At 73.6% G+C, this 20,998-nt stretch carries 16 protein-coding genes and 1 pseudogene; 10 read left to right on the top strand and 7 right to left on the bottom strand.

The features are described from left to right. Positions 1 to 163 precede the first annotated feature (163 nt). The 9 genes from AC067A_RS33715 to AC067A_RS33675 all read left to right on the top strand — a co-directional run bounded on the left by AC067A_RS33715 (position 164) and on the right by AC067A_RS33675 (position 10,349). Positions 164 to 1,099 (top strand): carbohydrate ABC transporter permease, encoded by a 936-nt coding sequence (locus tag AC067A_RS33715; protein ID WP_479246915.1) that lies wholly within the window; start codon positions 164 to 166, stop codon positions 1,097 to 1,099. Then, positions 1,096 to 2,019: a carbohydrate ABC transporter permease gene (locus AC067A_RS33710; protein ID WP_479246913.1), complete on the top strand. Its 924-nt coding sequence runs from the start codon at positions 1,096 to 1,098 to the stop codon at positions 2,017 to 2,019. The genes AC067A_RS33715 and AC067A_RS33710 overlap by 4 nt, the downstream gene beginning before the upstream one ends. Continuing rightward, positions 2,016 to 3,209: a Gfo/Idh/MocA family protein gene (locus AC067A_RS33705; protein ID WP_479246911.1), complete on the top strand. Its 1,194-nt coding sequence runs from the start codon at positions 2,016 to 2,018 to the stop codon at positions 3,207 to 3,209. The genes AC067A_RS33710 and AC067A_RS33705 overlap by 4 nt, the downstream gene beginning before the upstream one ends. Next, on the top strand, positions 3,206 to 4,051 hold the full coding sequence (locus AC067A_RS33700; protein ID WP_479246909.1) for a DUF6807 domain-containing protein: 846 nt from the start codon (positions 3,206 to 3,208) through the stop codon (positions 4,049 to 4,051). The genes AC067A_RS33705 and AC067A_RS33700 overlap by 4 nt, the downstream gene beginning before the upstream one ends. Before the next feature lie 113 nt (positions 4,052 to 4,164). Next, positions 4,165 to 5,676: a glycoside hydrolase family 43 protein gene (locus tag AC067A_RS33695; protein WP_479246932.1), complete on the top strand. Its 1,512-nt coding sequence runs from the start codon at positions 4,165 to 4,167 to the stop codon at positions 5,674 to 5,676. A 74-nt stretch (positions 5,677 to 5,750) separates the two neighbouring features. Beyond that, positions 5,751 to 7,091 carry an ABC transporter substrate-binding protein gene (locus AC067A_RS33690; RefSeq protein WP_479246907.1) on the top strand — a complete coding sequence of 447 codons (1,341 nt, stop codon included), beginning with the start codon at positions 5,751 to 5,753 and terminating at the stop codon, positions 7,089 to 7,091. After that, a complete protein-coding gene (locus AC067A_RS33685) occupies positions 7,088 to 7,888 on the top strand; it encodes a rhamnogalacturonan acetylesterase (RefSeq protein ID WP_479246906.1) in 801 nt (266 codons plus the stop codon). Before AC067A_RS33690 ends, AC067A_RS33685 begins: the two co-directional genes overlap by 4 nt. A gap of 2 nt (positions 7,889 to 7,890) precedes the next feature. Further along, a complete protein-coding gene (locus AC067A_RS33680; RefSeq protein WP_479246905.1) occupies positions 7,891 to 9,186 on the top strand; it encodes a pectate lyase family protein in 1,296 nt (431 codons plus the stop codon). 23 nt (positions 9,187 to 9,209) lie between these two features. Continuing rightward, the gene (locus AC067A_RS33675) at positions 9,210 to 10,349 is read left to right on the top strand and encodes a pectinesterase family protein (RefSeq protein ID WP_479246904.1); all 1,140 of its coding nucleotides are present in this window, start codon (positions 9,210 to 9,212) and stop codon (positions 10,347 to 10,349) included. Positions 10,350 to 10,404: 55 nt separating this feature from the next. On the opposite strand, the gene AC067A_RS33670 is transcribed toward AC067A_RS33675, so the two are convergent. From AC067A_RS33670 to AC067A_RS33650, 5 genes are all read right to left on the bottom strand, one after another. Next, the gene (locus tag AC067A_RS33670; protein WP_479246902.1) at positions 10,405 to 12,000 is read right to left on the bottom strand and encodes a carboxylesterase/lipase family protein; all 1,596 of its coding nucleotides are present in this window, start codon (positions 11,998 to 12,000) and stop codon (positions 10,405 to 10,407) included. A 101-nt stretch (positions 12,001 to 12,101) separates the two neighbouring features. Beyond that, complete coding sequence (locus tag AC067A_RS33665; RefSeq protein ID WP_479246900.1) at positions 12,102 to 13,781, bottom strand: rhamnogalacturonan lyase B N-terminal domain-containing protein; 1,680 nt, start codon at positions 13,779 to 13,781, stop codon at positions 12,102 to 12,104. Between the two features lie 168 nt (positions 13,782 to 13,949). Then, positions 13,950 to 14,621, bottom strand: a complete 672-nt coding sequence (locus AC067A_RS33660; protein WP_479246898.1) for a hypothetical protein — start codon at positions 14,619 to 14,621, stop codon at positions 13,950 to 13,952. Beyond that, positions 14,621 to 15,160 (bottom strand): SigE family RNA polymerase sigma factor, encoded by a 540-nt coding sequence (locus AC067A_RS33655; RefSeq protein WP_479246896.1) that lies wholly within the window; start codon positions 15,158 to 15,160, stop codon positions 14,621 to 14,623. The genes AC067A_RS33660 and AC067A_RS33655 overlap by 1 nt, the downstream gene beginning before the upstream one ends. Then, positions 15,141 to 16,205, bottom strand: a complete 1,065-nt coding sequence (locus AC067A_RS33650) for a LacI family DNA-binding transcriptional regulator (RefSeq protein ID WP_479246895.1) — start codon at positions 16,203 to 16,205, stop codon at positions 15,141 to 15,143. Before AC067A_RS33650 ends, AC067A_RS33655 begins: the two co-directional genes overlap by 20 nt. Positions 16,206 to 16,537: 332 nt before the next feature. Between AC067A_RS33650 and AC067A_RS33645 the strand changes: the two are divergent. Continuing rightward, a pseudogene (locus AC067A_RS33645) lies at positions 16,538 to 16,782 on the top strand (beta-galactosidase small subunit-related protein); the annotation flags it as partial. 131 nt (positions 16,783 to 16,913) lie between these two features. On the opposite strand, the gene AC067A_RS33640 reads toward AC067A_RS33645, so the two are convergent. After that, positions 16,914 to 17,963, bottom strand: a complete 1,050-nt coding sequence (locus AC067A_RS33640) for a rhamnogalacturonan acetylesterase (protein ID WP_479246893.1) — start codon at positions 17,961 to 17,963, stop codon at positions 16,914 to 16,916. Positions 17,964 to 17,998: 35 nt separating this feature from the next. Continuing rightward, complete coding sequence (locus tag AC067A_RS33635) at positions 17,999 to 20,731, bottom strand: exo-rhamnogalacturonan lyase family protein (RefSeq protein ID WP_479246891.1); 2,733 nt, start codon at positions 20,729 to 20,731, stop codon at positions 17,999 to 18,001. Positions 20,732 to 20,998 lie beyond the last annotated feature (267 nt).

The raw sequence follows: 20,998 nt of genomic DNA, 5'->3' as shown, positions 1-20,998 counted from the left end.
TCCCCGCGCGCGGGCCGACCCCGCGCCGAACCGCCCCGATCCGTACGCGGGCCGACCCGCGCCGAACCGTCTCGTACCACCGCCCGAGAACCCGTCCTGTCCCGCCTGTCCGAAATCTCGAACGTCGTTCGCGAAGCGCTTCACCGAGAACGGAGCCGCCGTCATGGCCTCAGCTGTGACCCCACCGCCCCGGGCCGTCCCACGGGCGCGCCGTCGCACGGGAGCGACCCCCCGCCGACTGCCGTACCTGCTGATCGCCCCCGCCGGACTGCTGATGCTGGGCTTCATCGCCTACCCGGTGCTCAGCGTCTTCTACTACAGCCTCCAGCACTACAACCCCACGAAGCCCTGGCGGAACGGGTTCGCCGGCCTGGACAACTTCACGCGGATCTTCACCGACGACCCGCACTTCTGGGGCACGCTGACCTTCAGCCTCAAGTGGGTGGTCGTCGAGGTGACGCTCCAGCTGCTCTTCGGGCTCGCGCTCGCCCTGATCGTGAACCAGACCTTCGTGGGCCGCGCGCTGGGACGGGCCCTGGTCTTCTCGCCCTGGGCGGTCTCCGGCGTGCTCACCTCGGCGATCTGGGTGCTGCTCTACAACTCCCAGACCGGCATCAGCCGTTATCTGGCGGACCTGGGCCTGGGCTCGTACGGCACCTCCTGGCTCTCCGACACGGCGACCGTGTTCCCCGCGGCCATAGTCGCCGACCTCTGGCGCGGGGTGCCGTTCTTCGCCATCCTCATCCTGGCCGACCTCCAGTCCGTACCGAAGGACCTGTACGAGGCGGCCGAGGTCGACGGAGCGGGCCGGATCCGCCAGTTCGTCCACATCACGCTCCCCCACATCCGGGACGCGATCGTCCTGTCGACGCTGCTGCGGGCCGTCTGGGAGTTCAACAACGTCGACCTGCTGTACACGCTGACCGGCGGCGGCCCCGCGGGCGAGACGACCACCCTGCCGCTGTACATCGCGCACACCAGCGTCGACGCCCACAACTTCGGATACGCCTCCGCCCTCACCACGGTGGCGTTCGTGATCCTTCTCTTCTGCTCGATGGTCTATCTGCGCCTGAGCAAGTTCGGAGGCGACGGCAAGTGACAGCCGAGTCCACCCTCAGCGCGGCCCCGGCCGCCCCCGCGGCCGCCCCGCAGGACGCGCCACCGCCCGGCAGGACCCCGCCCGCCCCCGCCCGCGGCAGGCGCCGGGCCTGGGACGAGGTGCCCCGCTGGCAGATCTACCTGCCGCTGGGGATCTACCTCCTCTTCACCCTCGTCCCCTTCTACTGGATCCTGCTCTTCGCCCTGCGGCCCGCCGGCTCCACCTCGCTCGTGCCCTGGCCGATGACGAGCGCGCACTTCGAGAAGGTCTGGAACGAGCGCAGCTTCGGCGTCTTCTTCCAGAACAGCCTGCTCATCGGCGTCGCGGTCCTGGTGATGACGACGGTCGTCGCCCTGGCCGGCGGCTACGCGCTCGCCCGCTTCGACTTCCGGCTCAAGAAGGGCTTCATGCTGGCCCTGCTCTGCTCCCAGTTCGTGCCGGGCGCGCTGCTCCTCGTGCCGCTCTTCCAGATCTTCGCCGAGCTGCGGATGATCAACTCGCTGGGCAGCGTCGTCATCGCCGAGACCGTCTTCCAGCTGCCGCTGTCGATGATCCTCATCAGCGGGTTCATCAGGAACGTGCCGTACTCCCTGGAGGAGGCGGCCTGGGTCGACGGCTGCAACCGGTTCCACGCCTTCCGGATCGTCGTCCTGCCGCTGCTCCGTCCCGGCCTGGTCGCCGTCGGCTCGTTCGCCTTCGTCCACGCCTGGAACCACTTCCTCTTCGCCCTGATGTTCCTCAGCAGCCAGGACAAGCAGACCATCCCGGTCGGCCTCAACACCCTGATGGGCGCCGACAGCGTCGACCTCGGCGCACTCGCCGCGGGCGGGGTCATCGCCGCCGTCCCCGTCGTCGTCGTCTTCGCCTTCATCCAGAAGTGGCTGGTCACCGGCTTCAGCGCCGGGGCGGTGAAGGGATGAACGGCACCCCCACGCACAAGGAAGACATGAACACCGCACGCACCCCGCTGCCGGTCGTCCTCGCGGGCGCCCGCGGCCACGGCCGCAGCCACCTCCTCAACATCCGCCGCCTCGAGGAGCGCGGACTCGTCCGTCTCGCCGGGGTCTGCGAACTGCGCCCGCTGGACGCGGGCGAACTGGACGGCATCGGGGACCCGGAGCAGTCCGCCGACTTCGAGGCACTCCTCGCCTCCACCGGCGCCCGGATCGCGGTGCTCTCCACCCCCATCCAGACCCACACCGACATGGCCCTCACGGCCGCCCGGCACGGGGCGCACATCCTCCTGGAGAAGCCCCCGGCGCCGTCGTACGCGGAGTTCCGCAGGATGGCCGACGGCGTCGAGGCGGCCGGAGTGGCCTGCCAGATCGGCTTCCAGTCGCTCGGCTCGCACGCGGTGCCGGCGATCCGCCGCATGGTCGAGGAGGGCGTCATCGGCGAACTCCTCGGGGTCGGCGCGGCCGGTGCGTGGGTCCGGGACGAGGCCTACTTCCGGCGCGCCCCCTGGGCCGGGCACCGGCGGCTCGACGGCGTCGACGTCGTCGACGGGGCGCTCACCAACCCGCTCGCCCACGCCGTCGCCACGGCCCTCGCGCTCTCCGGCTCCACCCGGGCCGAGGACGTCGAGCACATCGAGACCGAGCTGCTCCACGCCCACGCGATCGAGTCCGACGACACCTCCGCGGTACGGGTGGTGACCTCGGCCGGAACCCAGGTCACGGTCGCCGCGACGCTCTGCGCCGAGCGGTCCGCGGAGCCGTACGTCGTCGTCCACGGCACCCAGGGGCGCGTCACCTTCTGGTACCGGCAGGACCGGGTCCTCCTCCAGCGCGCCGGGCACGGCCCCGAGGAGACCGAGTACGGCCGCACCGACCTCCTGGAGAACCTCGTCGCGCACGTCACGGACGGCGAGCCGCTGTGGGTGCCGCCGGCGGCGACCGGCGCGTTCATGCGGGTCGTCGAGGCGGTCCGTACGGCCCCGGACCCGCTGGCCGTGCCCGCCGCGCACTGGCGCGCCGAACCCGGCGAGAGCGCGCCGCGCCGGGTCGTCGACGGCGTCGACGCACTGGTCGACGCCAGCGCCGACGGACTGCGGCTCTTCTCCGAACTCGGCGCCGCCTGGGCACCGTCGCGCCGGGCGGAGGTCCGATGAACCCCGGACCGGCCACCCTGCTCCGCTGCGCGGGCCGCACCGTCGCCCACTACACCACCCGGCCCGACCTCGCCCCCGACCACTCGCCCCGGCCCTCTCTGCACCCCGTCACCACCCTCGGCGGCCGCGTGGTCACCGAGACCCTGCCCGGTGACCATCCGCACCACCTCGGAGCGGGCGTCGCCGTGGCCGACGTCGACGGCCGCAACTTCTGGGGCGGACGCACCTTCGTCCGCGACCGCGGCTCCGTCCCGCTCGACAACCACGGCGTCCAGCGGCACGACGGCTTCAAGCTGTGCGACCCGGACGGCTTCGTCGAGGAGCTGAGCTGGACGGCGGGCGGCGAGCGGCTGCTCCGCGAGCACCGCACCGTGGCGGTCACCGCCCTCACCGGCTCCGCGTGGGCGCTCGACCTCACGTTCTCCCTCACCAACACGTCCGGGCGGGACCTGTCCGTCGGCAGCCCCGCCACCAACGGCCGCCCCGGCGCCGCGTACGGCGGCTTCTTCTGGCGGGCGCCGAAGGAGGCGACGGCGCCGCTGGCGTTCGGTCCGGACGCGGAGGGCGAGGAGGCCGTGCACGGTCGTCCGGCCGACTGGGTGGCGCTCGCCGGCGAGGGCTGGACCCTGGTGTTCGCCGGGGCGACCGCGCGGACCCGCAGCGACCCCTGGTTCGTCCGCGCCGCCGAGTACCCCGGCGTCGGCTCCTCCCTCGCGCACGCCGAGCGCCTCGCGGTCCCGGCCGGCGACACCTTCGTACGGCGGGTGGTGACCGTCGTCGCCGACGGCCGCCTCGACCGGGCCGGAGCCGCGGCCCTGGTCCGCAAGGCGGTGGCCTCGTGACGGGGGCGGGCGCGGGGCTCCGGGGCGCCGGACGCGCGAACGGGGCCGGTGCGGGCCGTCAGGCCCCCGGTCGTGCGACCGGGGCCGGGGCGGCGACGACCGTCACCGGTGACCTGGGCGACGGCACGTACCGCAACCCGGTCCTGGCGGCGGACTGGTCGGACCCGGACGTGCTGCGGGTGGGCGAGGACTACTACCTGACGGCGTCGAGCTTCGGCCGCGCCCCGGGGCTGCCCCTGCTGCACTCGCGCGACCTGGTGAACTGGACGCTCGTCGGCCACGCCCTCGAACGGCTGGAACCGGCGGCCGCGTTCACCGCGCCCCGGCACGACCGCGGGGTGTGGGCGCCGTCCCTGCGCCACCACGACGGACGGTTCTGGATCTTCTGGGGCGATCCCGACCACGGGATCTACCAGGTCAACTCCCCTTCGGTGCGCGGTCCGTGGACGGCACCGCACCTGGTGAAGGCCGGCCGGGGCCTGATCGACGCCTGCCCGCTGTGGGACGAGGCCTCGGGCGAGGCGTACCTCGTGCACGCCCTGGCCAAGTCCCGCGCCGGGGTCAACAACAGGCTCGTCGGGCACCGGATGAGCCCGGACGGCACGAAGGTCCTCGACGAGGGCCGGGTCGTCGTCGACGCCGACCGGATCCCCGGCTGGTTCACCCTGGAGGGACCCAAGCTGTACCGGCACGACGGCTGGTTCTGGATCCTCGCCCCGGCCGGGGGCGTGGCCACCGGCTGGCAGGGCGCGCTCCGGTCGCGGTCGTTCCTCGGCCCGTACGAGGAACGGATCGTCCTGGCGCAGGGCGACACGGACGTGAACGGACCGCACCAGGGCGGCTGGGTCCGCACCCAGCACGGCGAGGACTGGTTCCTGCACTTCCAGCAGTCCGGCGCGCACGGCAGGCTCGTGCACCTCCAGCCGATGCGCTGGGACGGGGACGGCTGGCCGGTGCTCGGCGACGGCGGCGCCCCGGTCCGGGTGCACCGCAAGCCGGACCTGCCGGAGCAGCCGGTCGCGCGCCCGGCGGTGGACGACACCTTCCCCGGCGGGCGGTTCGGCCGGCAGTGGCAGTGGACCGCCAACCCGGACGAGGGCTGGGCGACCCAGCACGCCGGTGACGGCCTGCGCCTCGGCTGCGTCCGGTCGGACCGCCTGGACGACCTGCGGACCGTGCCGCACGTCCTCACCCAGCGGCTGCCCGCCGGGGCCCGAAGGGTCGAGGTCGGGCTGCGGCTCGACGGCCGGGCGCCCGGCGCCCGCGCCGGACTCGTCGTCCTCGGTGACGCGTACGCCTGGATCGGTCTCGAACGCGCCCCGGACGGCGCCGCCCGCCTCGTCCACCGCTTCGCCCCGGCGGGCACCGACGCCGAACGGGACGCCGCGTACTCCCGGCCCCTGGACGGGGACCGGGTCCGGCTGCGGATCGAGGTCACGGCGGACGCGCGCTGCCGGTTCTCGTACGCCTGCGACGGCGCCGCGGAACCGGTCCGGGTCGGGCCGGAGTTCGCGGCCACGCCCTGGCGCTGGGTCGGCGCGCTCCTCGGCCTGTTCGCGGGTGCCCCGGCGGGAGCGGGGCAGGCCGGGACGGCCGTGTTCTCCGCCTTCCGCGTCACCCCCTGAGCGCCCTCACCGAGGGCCACCCCGAGCTCCCCACATCCCCATCCCCGCAACCCCCTGAGAGAAGAGAGCCGACGATGACCATCTTCCACGGCGGACGACGCAGAGCCGCCCTCGCCCTCGCCCTGTCCGGCGTCCTCGCCCTGACCGCCACCGCCTGCGGTGACGACGGCAGCGGCACGGGCGGCGACAAGGGCACCGAGGGTTCGGGCAAGGGAAAGATCACCTTCTGGGACAACAACGGCGGTGTCCGCACCGAGGTCTGGAAGGAGATCATCGCGGACTTCGAGAAGGCGAACCCCGACATCGACGTCGAGTACGTCGGGGTCGCGTCCAAGGAGGTCCAGTCCAAGTACGACACCGCCATCCAGGGCGGCGGCCTGCCGGACGTCGGCGGCGTCGGCGCGGCGATGCTCGCCGGGATCGCCGCGCAGAACGCCCTGGAACCGCTCGACGCCCGCGTCGAGGCCAGCTCCCTGAAGGGCAAGCTCAACGCCGGCATGGTCGCGAGCGTCAAGTCGGCCGGCGGCCAGGGCAAGCTGTTCACCGTCCCCACCTCCGCCAGCAACGGCGTGCTGTACTACCGCACCGACCTGTTCGAGGCGGCCGGCCTGGAGGAGCCCTCCACCTGGTCGAAGTTCTACGCGGCGGCCGACAAGCTGACCGCCGTCGACAAGAACCGCTTCGGCTACACGATCCGCGGCGGCGCCGGCTCCATCGCCCAGGCGCTGGACGCCATGTACGGCCAGAGCGGCATCACGTCCTTCTGGAACGGCGACAAGACCACCGTCAACGACCCGAAGAACGTCGCCGCCCTGGAGAAGTACGCCGGCCTGTTCAAGCGGACCACGCCGGCCGCCGACGTCAACAACGACTTCACCAAGATGGTCGCCCAGTGGGACAGCGGCCAGATCGGCATGCTGAACCACAACCTGGGCTCGTACAAGGACCACGTGAAGGCGCTCGGGACGGAGAAGTTCCGGGGCATCCCCAACCCGACCCTCGACGACGGCACCCGGGTGCAGGTCTCCAACCCGGTCGACGGCCTCGGGCTCTTCTCGTCGAGCAAGAACAAGGCCGCGGCCTGGAAGTTCATCGAGTTCGCCGCCTCGCACGAGTCCAACAGCAAGTGGAACGAGTCGGCCGGCGCCATCCCCGCCAACACCGAGGCCGCCACCGACGCCTGGCTCGCGAAGGCCGAGCCGACCAAGCTGGGCGCCGAGGTCCTCTTCAGCGGCAAGGCCACCATCGTCGAGCTGCCGTACTACCTGCCGGACTGGAACACCATCTCCAAGGCCGACAACGAGCCCGCCTTCCAGAAGGTCCTCCTCGGCAAGTCCACCGCCAAGGAGTTCCTCGACCATCTCGCCGAGCAGCTCAACGCCGCCCAGGCCGAGTGGAAGCAGCAGAACCAGTGAGCGTCGGCCGCCGCGCGGTCGTCACGGCCGGGGCGGGACTCGCGCTCGCCCTGGCCGGGGCTCCGGCGGCGCAGGCGCTGGGCCCGGCCCGCACCCGGACGCTGTTCATCGCGGGCGACTCGACGGCGGCGCAGAAGTACGCCGACGCGGCGCCCGAGACCGGATGGGGCATGGCCCTGCCGTTCTTCCTCCACCGGGGGATCGAGGTGGCCAACCACGCGGTCAACGGCCGCAGCACCAAGAGCTTCCTCGACGAGGGGCGGCTCGAACCGATCCTGGCGGCGCTGTGCCCGGGCGACCTGCTCCTGATCCAGTTCGGCCACAACGACGAGAAGGCCGCCGACCCCACCCGCCACACCGAGCCGTGGACGACGTACCAGGACAACCTGCGGGTGTTCGTGGAGGGCGCGCGGTCCCGGGGCGCCCTCCCGGTGCTCGCCACGTCCGTGGAGCGGCGCAAGTTCGCCGCCGACGGGACGGCCCTGCGCACGCACGGCGCGTACCCGGCGGCGATGCGGGAGACGGCGGCCGAGTCCGACGTGCCGCTGCTCGACATCGAGGCGCTGTCCCTGGCGCTGTGGCAGGAGCTCGGGCCCGAGGCCACGAAGACGTACTTCAACTGGACCGCGACCGAGCAGGACAACACGCACTTCAACCCGCCGGGAGCGATCGAGGTGGCCCGTCTGGTCGCCGCCGAGCTCCTGCGCACCCATGTCCTCGCGCCGCGTGAGACGCGCCGCCTGGACGACGGGATACCCACCGACCGGATCACCTGGCCCGTTTCCGAGGAGAGCTGACCGTGAACCGACACAAGAGACGGGGAGTGGTGGCCGCGACCGCCCTCGCCCTGACCGTCACCGCGCCCGCCGCGGGTGCCCACGCCGGTCACCGGCCCGGCGCCGACCCGGCCCGCGCCACCCTGCCGGCCGGGGACGGCTGGGCCTCCGAGGGCGCCGGCACCACCGGCGGGTCCGCCGCCGACGCCTCCCGGGTCTTCACCGTCACCACCTGGGAGGAGTTCCGGGCCGCGCTCGCCGTGCCCGGCGCCGAGCCCCGCATCGTCAGGGTGGCCGGCACGCTGGACGCGACCGCCGCGGGCTGCGCCGCCTTCGAGGCCCCCGGCTACGACTTCGCCCGCTACCTCGCCGACTACGACCCCGCCGTCTGGGGGTACGAGAACGAGGTCAGCGGCCCCCAGGAGGTGCTGCGGGCAGCCTCCGCCACCGCCCAGGGCGAGGCCGTCAAGGTGAAGGTGCCCGCCAACACCACGATCGTCGGCGTCGGCCGGCACGCCGGGATCACCGGCGGCAGCCTCCAGGTGCAGGGCGTGGACAACGTCATCGTCCGCAACCTCACGCTGGAGAGCCCCCTCGACTGCTTCCCGCAGTGGGACCCGACGGACGGCGCGACCGGGGCGTGGAACTCCGAGTACGACAGCCTGGTCGTGTACGGCTCCACCCACGTCTGGATCGACCACAACACCTTCACCGACGGGGCGCACCCGGACAGTTCGCTGCCCTCCTACTACGGGGAGGTCTACCAGCAGCACGACGGCGAGCTGGACGTCGTGCGGGGCGCGGACCTGGTCACCGCGTCGTGGAACGTGTTCACCGACCACGACAAGACCCTGATGATCGGCAACAGCGACAGCGCCGGCGCCACCGACCGGGGCAAGCTCCGGGTCACCCTGCACCACAACCTCTTCGAGAACGTCGTGGAGCGCGCGCCGCGGGTCCGCTTCGGCCGGGTCGACGCGTACAACAACCACTTCGTGGTGCCGAGCGGCCCCTACGTGTACAGCCTCGGCATCGGTCAGGAGTCGCAGCTGTTCGCGGAGAAGAACGCGTTCACGCTCGCGGCGGACGTCCCCGCCGGGAAGATCCTGAAGAAGTGGAAGGACGCGCCGGTGACGGTCGCGGGCAACTACGTCAACGGCGCCCCGGTCGACCTGCTCGCCGTCCACAACGAGCAGTATCCCGCGGAGGAGCTGCGCGCCGACGCGGGCTGGACCCCGGTCCTGCGCACCCGGGTCGACCACCCGCGGGCCGTCCCCGCCCTCGTCGACCACCGGGCCGGCGCCGGCCGGCTCCGCTGACCCGGGTTCCGAGGAGGATCCGCATGCCCGCGCACCCCAACGGAGCGGGGGCCGTCGGCCGCCGCTCCCTGCTCGCCGCCGGCGTCGGCGCCGCGCTCGCCCTGGCCCTGCCGGGCGGGACCGCGGCCGCCGCGCCGCCCGGCCCCTCCGGCCCCTTCGGCCGGTTCGGCTCTCCCGCGGCCCGGCTGACCGAGCGGACGCTGTACGTGCATCCCGGAGGTCTCGGAGACCACGCCACCGTCCAGGCTGCGGTCACCGCGTCGTCCGGTTCCGGCTGGACGCTGGTGCTCGCTCCCGGCACATACCGCGAGACGGTCGCCGTGAGCGCCGCCCGTACCGACATGACCTGGATCGGCGCGACCGGGGATCCCCGGGACGTCGTCGTGGTGTACGCCAACGCGGCGGGCACGCCCCGCCCGGAGGGCGGCACCCACGGCACGACCGGCTCGGCGACGACCACCGTCCAGGCGGACGGCTTCACCGCCCAGGGGGTCACCTTCGCCAACGACTTCCTGCGCACCGACCTTCCGGGCAACCCCGGTACCCAGGCCGTCGCGCTCAAGGTGCAGGGCGACCGCTCGGCCTTCTTCCACTGCCGTTTCCTCGGTCACCAGGACACCCTGTACGCCGACTCGACGTCCCTGGCGGCGGTCGCCCGCCAGTACTTCGCCCACTGCTACGCGGAAGGAGACGTCGACTTCGTCTTCGGCCGGGCCCGGGCCGTCTTCGAGCACTGCCACTTCCGTACGCTGCTCCGCACGGACCTGGCCGCGGGGCCGCACGGCTTCGTCTTCGCCCCGTCCACGGCCCGGTCCGACCCGTACGGCTTCCTCGCCGCCCGCTGCCGGGTCACCAGCGGGGCACCGGACGGCTTCTACAAGCTGGCCCGGCCCTGGGTGCCCGGTTCGAACACCACGGCCTGGCCGTCGCTCGTCGTCCGGGACAGCGTCCTCGGCCCCGGCATCGACGCCGTCGCCCCGTACGCGAACATGCGCGAGGCCTATCCGTGGCAGGCACAGCGGTTCGCCGAGTACCGCAACACCGGTCCCGGCGCCGTGGTCACGGCCCCGGAGAACCGCCCCCAGCTCGACGCCGCGGCCGCCGCAGCCGCGACCCGGGAGACGTATCTGGGTGACTGGACGCCGCGGCGGCCCTGCGCCTGACGCACGCGCACGCACCACCCGGGCCTCGGTCGGGGGGCCCGGGTGGTTCCCGCGTTCACGGACGCAGCAACGGGAAGTGGACCGGGGCCCAGAGCGCGCGGACGGCGCCGCGGTCGTCGGCGCCGGGGGCGTGGCTCCCCTGGTCGTCGCTCCTCTGCTCGTGGGTCCTCCACACCTCGGCGGCCCCGTCGGCCTCGGCGAACGGCGGCCAGCCCGGGTCGCCGGTGGCGGCGAAACCGGCCCAGGCGCGGACCATGCGGCCGGCGAGCTCGTGGTCGGCGGGGGTGGGGGTGCCGCCGATGAGGAAGGCCACGCAGTCCTCGTCGACGTTGCCGAAGGCGAAGGGGACATCCGCGCAGTGCCAGGCGCGCACCGGGCCGTCCGGGCCGGTGCGCCGCCGGTCGAAGCGCGACAGGTACGTCCGGCCGCCGCCCCGGGCGTGCCGTTCGGCGAGCCGGTCGGCGTAGGCCCCGAACAGGAGGTCGCCGAAGACGGCGAGGTAGACGTCGAGGACCGGCGCGTCGGGGCGCTCGGCCCGGTAGCCGGCGATCAGACCGTCGGGCAGGCCGAAGTCCGCCGCGAAACGGGCCAGTTGCTCCTCGGTGGTGACCTTGGCGCTGCTGCCGACGGCGTCGAGCAGCCAGTACTCCTCGGTGGTGTGGCAGACCAGCAGGTCCACGTCCCGGGCGGCTCCGGCGGCCATCTCCGCGAGGGGGTCGCCGGGCAGGATGTCGCCGTCGAGGACGGGGGCGTAGAGCGAGGGGTCGTAGTGGCGGGAGCCCGAGGCGGGATCGTGCCGGTAGTCGTCGACCACGCGGTCGGAGGCGGCCACCAGGGCCTCCGGGGCGGTCGAGAGGAGTCCCTCCGCCGTGGCGGGGCAGCCCGCGGCGGCGGCGACCTCGCGGGTCGTCGCGGCCGCGATCTCCCGCGTGTGGCAGGGGCTCGCGGGGCTGTGGGCGATGGCCCGGCGGAACAGACCGCGGGCGCGGTCCATCACCATCAGGAAGGCGACGGAGGCGGCTCCGGAGGACTGGCCGGCGAGGGTGACGTTACCGGGGTCGCCGCCGAACGCGGCGATGTTGTCCCGGACCCAGTGCAGGGCCGCGACCTGGTCGAGCAGGCCGCGGTTGTCCGGGTGTCCGCCCGCCCCGGCGGCGCGGCCGTCGGGCCGGCCGCGCCGTCCGGCCGCCGCGTGGTGCGGCCGCTCGTCCGCTCCGGGGGCCGGTATGTGCCCGAACCCCTCGAATCCGAGCCGGTAGTTGAGGGTGACGACGACGAGGCCGGCCCCGGCCAGGGTCTCGCCGTCGAAGTCGGGCTGGGCCGAGGAGCCGAAGGTGTGGGCGCCGCCGTGGATCCAGACGAGGACGGGCAGGCGACCGCCGTCCGGAGCAGGGGTCCAGACGTTGACGGTGAGGATGTCCTCGTCTCCGGGTGACCAGTCGGGCGAGCCCGGCAGCCGCGCCGACTGCGGGGCGATGGGGCCGAAGGCCGTGCAGTCCCGCACGCCGGTCCACGCCGTCGCCGGGCGCGGCTCCCGGAACCGGTCGGCGCCGAACGGCGGTGCGGCGTACGGGATTCCGAGTACGGCGACGACGCCGGAGGGCGCCCGGAGGCCTCGTACCGCACCGCTCGTCGTCTTGAAGGCGTTCATGTCCGCAGCTTCCCACCGCGCCGGTGACCGGCACCAACACCGGGATCACGACGATTCACGCGCGACGGGTGTCAATGCCGGGTACCGGCGTCGGGGTGGTGTCAGGGCAGCAGGTCGACGCAGTCGATCGCGGTGCCGGGGCTGAGGAACCCGGTGCCGGAGGAGCCGCTGACGATGTTCAGCCTGAGGACGTTGTACTGGCTCGGGTCGGTCTTCCAGGCGTTCGCCGGGACGACGTAGGTGAAGGTGTGGTTGTTGCCCCGGTAGGAGCCGTTGGTCAGGGAGCGCGTCGAGGGCTGGGCGGGCGGCGAGGGGATCGCGGAGGTCCAGTCGTTGACGGTGACCTGGGGGCGTCCGTTGAGGAAGGCCGTGGTGACGCCGATCCGGAGGGTGTGCGCGGCAGCGGCCTGGGCCGCGGTGAGCCGGAAGTGGACGAGGACGCCGTCGTTGACGTCCTTCCACAGACAACAGGGGAAGGACCCCGAGACGTCGCTCCCGTCGACGACGACGTTCCCGGTCCAGGAGGCGGCCCGGACGTCGGCGGGGTGTGCGTACGTCATGAGGGCGGCGTTCTTGTACGTGCCGGGCGTGCCGTCCCAGGCGCCGATCCGCCAGATCGCGGGGGCGGTGGCGGGGTCGTTCGCCAGGGTGATCGTGTGGAGTGCGGTGGCGGCGCCCGCGGTGACCGTCACCGTGCCGGTGTGGACGGCGAGTTCGCCCTTGTACACGGTCAGGGCGTACGTGCCGGGGAGCATCCCCCGGCAGGAGAAGGCGCCGGTGCCGGCGGTCGCGCGGGTCCAGTACTGCGCGTCGGCGTTGGCGAAGCCGACCGTGTAGGGGTGGGCGGCGTCCATGCCGGCGAGGCCGACTCCGGCGACCCTGCCGCGTCCGGCGGCGCCGACCCAGCCGGGGATGCCGAGGCCGTCTACCCAGGAGGTGTCGTGGTTCGCCGCGTGGAGGGCCGGGTCGGGGGCGCCGCCGTCGGTGAACGCGAGCAGGTACGGCCCCTGGAGGCCGAAGCGCATCGCCTCCGTCTGGGACTGGTTGTAGTGGAGGATCTCGTACAGGCCGACGCCCAGTTCGTTCGAGTGCCGGAGCAGGGAGCGGTAGAACGGGCCGCCGGACGCCTTCTCGTGGTTGGAGCGGATCATCCAGAGGCCCACCGAGCCGGTGGTGTAGCCGATGTGGGTGTAGTCCATGACCCGCACCCCCGAGTAGTGCTTGGAGCGGGTCTGCCCGTCCGCACGCCGCCACACGTCGCCGGCCTCGATGACGGTGTCGGCGCCCTCCACCCAGGAGTCGGGCCCCTCGTTCGGGAAGATGCCGGGCTTCAGCCGGACGATGAAGCGCGTGGCGGTGAAGGACGTGTCGGCCTTGTCCGTCCACAGGTAGACGTTGTTCAGTCCGGCGCGCGCCGCGATGTAGTGCCGCAGCGTGCCGTGCGCGACGGTGACGAGCACGGTCGCGCCGCTCTGCGCGAGGGTCACGGTGGAGGCGCCGAGCCCCGACTCCACGTGCGAGTGCTTGCCCCCGTACCCCTCGTACTCCTTCCCCTTGTACGCCAGCGACGTGATGTCCCCGGTCGACTTCGAGACCTTGAACACCAGCCCCGCCCCGGTGTCGAGCACGTACCGCGTGCCGTCGTCGCTCCACCCGAACCCGGCGGCCGAGGCGTTCCCCGGGACGATCCCTCCCGCCGCGGCCAGGGCCGTTCCGGCCGCGGCGGCCCCGAGCAGGGTCCGTCGGCGCAGGGCGTTCTCGGTCGTGTCGTACGAGCTCATCGGCGTGGCTCCTTCGGTACGGCGGTGCGGGGCGGCTCCCGGTCGCTCCTAGGTCGCCGCCGCCGGGGGAAGGGTTGCCGGGGAGTTTCGAAACGTTTCAGAGAGTCGCCGCGGAGGCGCCGCGGGCCCGGAGACGCCGGCTGCCCGAGGGACGCGGGCCCGGTCCGGTCAGCGGGCGGGTGCCGGGCCGAAGCCGCCGGTGAGGGTGGTACGGCCGCCGTCGGGTGAGGTGAGGAGGGCGGTGTAGGTGTCGGCGGAGGCGTCGCGTACGCCTTCGGCGTGGTTGTACTGGGCGGCGAAGACGTGGGGGCCGGGCGGCAGGGAGCGGCCGGGCTTGAGCGTCCAGCGGTAGACGAGGGCGGTGGCGCGCTCGGTGACGGTCACGGTGAAGTCGTCGGCGGGGCGGGTCTGCCAGCGGCCGGTGGTCACGACGCCGGGGGTGCGGGCGACGCGGAGTTCGACGGTGAGGGCGGAGACGGGGGTGTCCGTCGTGAGGGCGAGGTCGCTCTGCGCCCACCAGCGGTTGCTGCCGGGGGCGATGGTGCCGGTGGCGCGGGCGGTCGGCCCGGGTGCGGGCAGGGTGGTGGCGGGCCCGGCCGGCCGGTCGCCGAGGGTGGTCGCGGCCAGGCCTCCGATGCCGACGACGCCGACGACGGCAGCGGTGACGGCGACGGTCACCGTCCAGCGGCGGCGGAGCCGGCCGCCGGGGGCCGGCAGGCGCTCGGGGGCGGGGGCGGCCTCGGCGAGGCCGCGTTCCACGCGGGCGAGGATGCGGGCGCGGTCGGGCCGGTGCGCGAGCGCCGCCTCCCTGAGCTCGCGGCGGAGCCGGGTCTCGTCCATCACTGCCTCCCCGCGGTGAGTTCGGTGGCGGCCCGGGGGCCGAGCAGCCGCTGGAGTTCGGCCATGCCCTTGGCGGTCTGGCTCTTGACCGTACCGACCGACACGCCGAGGGCGAGGGCGGTGTCGCGTTCGGAGAGGTCGAAGGCGTGCCGGAGGACGACGCAGGCGCGCTTGCGGAAGGGCAGGGCGCGCAGGGCCGTCCGCACGTCGACGACGGCGGGCACGTCGGGATCCTCGGTGTGTTCCGGCCGTCGGTCCCAGAAGGCGGCGATGCGGCGGCGTTCGCGTACGGTGCCCCGGATGCGGGTGCGGACGAGGTTGGCGACGACGCCGCGGGCGTAGGCGGCGGGGTGGTCGGCGGCGCGGACCCGGTCCCAGCGGTGCCACAGCGCGAGCATGGCGTCGGCGGCGAGGTCGTCGGCGGCGTCGGTCTCACCGGTCAGCAGGTGGGCGAGGCGCGCGAGTTCGGCGTAGTGGCGCTCGAAGAAGGCCCGGAACTCCGTCGCGCTGTCGTCGGTGTCAGCGTCCGTCACGGCCACGACGGTCCTCGGTGGGGAGGGCGGGTGCGGCGGGGCCGGTGCTGGCGCGCTCGGTGAGCCGGGGCGCGAGGAGCTCGGTGCCGCGCGGGGTCTGTCCGGCGAGGCGCTCGACGAGGCGTTCCACGGCCCGCCGCCCCATCTCCTGGGCGGGTACGGAGACGGCGGTGAGGGGCACGGAGGCGTGCACGGCGACCTGGTCGGGGCAGATCGCGACGACGGAGACGTCCTCGGGGACGGCGCGGCCCTGGTGGCGCAGGAGGGCGAGCAGGGGTTCGACGGCGGCCTCGTTCTGGACGACGAGGGCCGTGGTGGCGGGGCGTTCCTCGAAGACGCGGGTGACGGCGGCGGCGACGGCCGCGTAGGTGCCGTCGACGGGCCGGTGGAGCAGGCCGACGCCGTGGGCGGCCGCGGCGGCGCGCAGTCCGGTGAGGGTGCGGGCGGCGAAGCCCGTGCCGCGCTCGTAGACGGCGGGCGGTTCGCCGAGGACGGCGACGCCGGTGTGGCCGAGGGCGGCGAGGTGGTCGACGCAGCGGGCGCCGGCGGCCTCGAAGTCGAGGTCGACGCAGTCGAGTCCGGTGGCGTCGGCCTCCTCCGCGGTCCCGGCGGGGAGGCCGATGAGGACGGCGGGCCGTTCGGCGGCCTGGAGGCAGGGGATCCGCGGGTCGTCGAGGCCGACGTCCATGACGATCATGGCGTCGGCGACGGCGCTTCCCTCGACGCGGCGGACGGCCTCGGGGCCCTCCTCGCCGGTGAGCAGCAGGACGTCGTAGCCGTGGGCGCGGGCCGTGGTGGTGACGGCCATCGCGATCTCCATCATCACGGGCACGTAGAGGCCGGTGCGCAGCGGCATCATCAGGGCGAGGATGTCGGTGCGGCTGCTGGCGAGCGCGCGGGCGCCGGCGTGCGGCCGGTAGCCGAGGGTGTCGATGCTGTGCTGGATGCGCTCGCGGGTGGGGCCGGATATGGAGCGTTTGCCGCTGAGCACGTAGCTGACGGTGCTGGCCGAGACCCCGGCGTGGCGGGCGACATCGGCGAGGGTGACCACGTGCGCGCTCCTGGACGGTTCCCGGTGTTACGGGCGACCGCCCGACGATTCGGCTCCCGACCCTAAGCGGCGGCTCGACGAGCTGTCCAGGCGGGTCGCGAAGAGTCCAAGGGCCGGGTGGCCCGGCGGGGTTGTGCGGCGGCGGGGCGCGCGGCGGGACGGACACCGGACCGCAAGCGCTTTCCGCGCCCTCGCCCTCCTCTTCCCCTCCCCCCCTCTCCGACAGGAGGACCATGTCCGCCCCGCCCTTCCGCGCGCCCCCGTCGCCGCCCTGGTACGAGGACGTCTCCCCCGGGCGCGGCACGCTCCCGCCGCGTGCCTGGTACGCCCGGACCGAGGCGCTGGACGCCGCCGCCCATGACGGGGACCTCGTCGCGGGCGACACCCTCTGGTTGCACCTGGACCACGCCCAGCACGGCATCGGCTCCCAGTCCTGCGTCCCGGCGTCCTGCCCGCGTACCACCTCGACGCGGCCCCGGCGTCGTTCTCGCTCCTGTTCGTCCCACTCGGCCGACCTTCTCCCCGGCCCCCGGCGGGGCCCGGGGCTCAGGTCATGTCGACGTACGGCATACGGTAGCGCCGCCGTGGTCCACCACGGCGGCGACGATCACCGGCATCGCAGGCGCGGCTCCGACGGGGAACGCCCAGGCCCCAGGGGTGTCCTGTCGATCAGGCCGGGCTCGCGGGGCCTGGTCGGCAAGGCACCCCCTACCGGAACAACGGTGCCGGCAGGACGCCTTGGGCCCGCAGCTCGCCGGCGACGAGGGCCGCGTACTCCGTGGCGCCGCGCACGGACGTGTGGGTGTTGTCCCGCTTCTCGGCGGTCAGGTAGAGCGCCTTGGAGGCGTCGGGGCCCAGCTGCTCGACGCGCGCCTTCGTGAGGGCGGTGAGGTCGATCAGCGGGGTCCCCAGCGAGCCCGCGAGGGCGCGGATCTCGGCGGGATGGTCCACGCCGAGGCCGTTGACCAACAGGGCGGCGCCGTTGTCCAGGGAGCCGTCGGCGTTGAACCAGCGGCGGACGATCGGGGTGACGAGGACGGGTTCGCCGCCCCTGGCCCGGACCCGCTCGACGAGGGTGGTGAGGTTGGCGCGGTAGCCGGCCGCGTCCGTCTGCTTGTCGTTGTGGGCGAGCTGGATCAGGACGGGGTCGCCGGGCCGGATCGCCGCCTCGACCGTGTCGAACAGGGCGGGGTTCGCCAGGAAGCTGACGGTGCTCTCGCCGGAGTCGGCGTGGTTGGCGACGGCGACGCCCCGCCTCAGGTGGACGGGCAGCCGCTGTCCCCAGCCGGTGTACGGGTCCGCCGGCTGGTCGCAGACGGTCGAGTCACCGACGAGGAACAGGCGGCGGGCCGCCGGCGCCGGGGTGACCCGCAGCGCGGCGACACGCGGGGCCGCGCCGCCGAGGACCAGGTCGAGACCGGGGCTGCCGGCGGGCCCGGTGGGCTCGCCCTCCGGCTCCCGTACGTCGACGGTGAACGAGCGGCGGACGGTCTGCCCCGCCGCGGTGGCCGTCTCGGCGAGCAGGGCGCGCCGCGTCTCGCCGCCGACGGTGGTCGACCCGGCCGTCTCGCCGCCGAGGACGACGGTGACGTCGTACGTACCGGGAGCCACGTCGAAGTGGCAGGCGAGCGGTCCGGCGTCGCTGGGCGCGCAGTGGTCGAGGCCCTGCCCGTAGGGGCCGTCGGCGTGCGCGGCCGGTGTGGCGGCGAGCGTCCCGAGCAGGGTCGCCGCCGCGGCAAGGAGTGCGGTCTTCCTCATCGTGCGCCTCTCTGTCGTCACTGGGGTGGGTGGGTTCACCTGGGAAGGTGGTCGCCGACGAGGGCCAGGTTCTGGATGGCGGCGAGGCCGAACAGGGCCGTGGTGTTGGTGCTGATCCACAGGTGCTCGTAGCCGGGTTCGAGGGCGGCGGAGCCCTGGACGGGCGTCTTGTCCCAGACCATGGCCGCCGTGTACCCGTCGCTCTTGTCGAACTTGGCCCAGGCGCGCTGGGCGAGCTTGGCGTCGTTCAGCTGGGCCGCGGCGTAGGCGTCCTGGCGCGAGTGGCCCTGGAAGAGCAGGAGGGTGCCGAAGTTCTGGCCGTAGCGGGCGGCCTGCTCGGTCTTGCTCGCGTTGAAGTAGCGGCAGTAGTCGAGCCAGGCGCTCTTGAACGCGGGCATGTCCACGAGGTCGATGAGCTCGGCGCACATCTCGACCAGGCCGAACATGGCGGAGAGGTGCGACACGCCGACGACGGGCTGCTCGGCGATCGCGAAGCGGCCGGTGTCGAGGTCGTAGAGCCCGGTGCCCTGGACGAAGCCGTTGGGCTGGGCGGCGATGGTCTCCATCGTGGAACGCAGCCGCGCCTCCGCCTTGGCCGCCTTGGGACCGCCGCGCTCCCACTCGGTGAGCCAGGCGGCGGCGAGTCCGCTCCAGTCGGTGCCGAAGCCGACGGACAGCGCGTGGCGGTCGGGCGTGTAGGGCTCGGTGCGGATCTTGCGGATGGGATCGAGGACGAGGAAGGTCTCGTCGGAGTCGACCTGGTCGTGCATGAGGTCGCCGACGCGTTCGTCGGCGGTGAGGAAGTAGTACGGGCGCCGGTAGACGGCGGTCGAGATGCGCTGCTGCTTGGCACTGTCGGCGAAGTGCTGAACGCCGTGCCGGGTGCCGAGACCCGCCCACCGGCCCAGGTGGTAGACGTCGACCTCCCCGGTGTGACGGGTCATGGCCTCCGCGAAGCGGAAGATGTCGGCGCGCCCGGAGCGCAGGTAGGCGTACCAGAGCCACAGGTCCGGCGAGAGCTCGGAGTTGTCCCAGGCGTAGCCTCCGACGTCGTACCGCCACTGGTGCCGGTCCTCGTCGTAGGTGTGCATGATGTCGCCGTAGTCCCAGAAGCCGTACCAACGGCGCTGCTCCGCCTGGTCCTTGTAGTAGGTGAAGAGGAAGTCGAGGTGGTCCTCGATCCTGGCCTTGGCGGGGGTGGAGCGGTCGACGGGCGAGAAGAGCCCGCCGAACACCCGGGCACGGACCAGGTCCTCGGGGCTCGCGGCGAGCTGCGGCGGGGTGCGGACCGCCTCGGCCTGGGCGACGAGGGTCGCCGCGGCGGGGGTGGCGGCGTTGGCCCAGAACATCAGCTCGCTGGTGCGGGCGATGCCGTACGGAGTGCCGAAGCCCGGCTCGTGGTCCTCGTAGGTGATGTTGAGGCCTTCGAGCTGCTCGGCATACGTGTCCTGGCCCATGCCGTCGTGGTAGAAGCGCAGGTCCATGGGCTGCGCCTCCGGCGACCAGAGCCAGAGGGTGACCTCCGCCTCGTCGCCCGCGGCGCCCCGGATGTCGAGCTGCGCCGGATGCTTCTGCCAGAAGTCCCGCAGGCCGAAGGAGAGTCCGCCGGTCACGCCGCCGACATAGCCGAAGCCGCTCGCTCGCCGACCGCCGCCCGCCGGGATCCACCCGTGGCCGGACCTGGTGCGCTTGCGCAGGGAGAAGCCGTCGGCGGAGAGCTGCGCGAGCGTGTAGTCGCCCCAGGTCGGGACGTACTGCATGCGGGTCGTGACGCGCTGGTCCCAGGTCGCCGGGTCGGGCAGCTCCTCCCCCTTGACCTGGGCGGTACGGACCGCCGCGCCGGGGTCGCGGCGCAGGCCCGTCACGCCCTGCACGGCCTCGGTCAGGAAGCCCGCGCCCTCGCCGGCGATCCGGACGTGCCGGTCGTAGGCCGCGTCGCGCATCGGGACGGTGAAGCGGACGCCCAGACCGCGGATGAAGTCCTTGGTGTGGTCTCCGTCGTAGGTGACGGTGTGCACCATGCGGAAGGATTCCGAACCGGCGTAGAAGTAGAGCCGCACCGAGAACGGTAGCCAACTCCGGCTGCCCTTGCGGTGCTTGCCGTCGACGCGGACCACCGCCCGCACCGGACCGGACTGCTCCACGGTCGCACCCGAGATCTCGCCGTCGAACCGCTCCCACTTCGCGTTGCCCTGATCGCCGTCGTCGAGATCGCCCTGCCGGAGCAGCACCAGCCGCCCGTCGGTCGCGATCCTCACCCCGTCCCGGGTGACGGACTGCACGAGCTTCCCCCCGTCCTTCCCCACGACCACCCTGACGGTGCCGGTGTCGACCGTGATCCGACGGCCGGACCCGACCACCGACACGGTCCTCGCGGCCACCGCGGGAGTGCCGGGCGCGAGGCTGAACCGCTCGGCCCCCGCCGCCTCGGGCCCCACCGCGTGCGCGGTCCACTTCAGCGAACCGTCAGGCCAGCGCGCCGTCGTCCACGTCTGCACGGGGACGGAAGCACCGTCCGCGCCGGTCAGCGCGAAGACCTGGTCACCGGGATGGACCCCCTTCGGCCAGGCGACGCCGAACGTCGACCCCGCGGCCGCGCCGAGCCCACCCGGCTCCAGCCACGTCACGGTCGCCGGCCGTTCCCCCGACGGAACCTCCCCCGGCACCTCCGCCCGGGCGTCCCCACGCCCCAGCACCCAACTGAACTGCGCGGCTGCCCCGGCGACGGCCGCCGCCTTGAGAATCGAACGACGAGGAAGAGAAGACACGAGAACTCCATTCGATGACGCGCCTGCGGCGCGGCTACGGAAGTGAAAGGTGCTCGGGGGACGGGCCCGCGATGCCCACCACGCCCCAGCCATGTGGGCCTTCGCCCACCGGGCTGGCGCCCCCGCCATACGGCCCCACGCCCGCCTGGGCTGGCGCCCCCGCCGTGCGCCCCACGGCCGCCTGGGCTGGCGCCCCCGCCGTGCGGCCCCGCGCCCGTTGTCGTGCGGGCCGTCGCCCTCGCCCACTCGCCGTGTGGGCAATCGTCC

This window comes from Streptomyces sp. NPDC043176 (assembly GCF_056436715.1).
The sequence above is the reverse complement of the archived record's forward strand: the minus strand, read 5'-3'. Positions and strand labels throughout refer to the sequence as shown.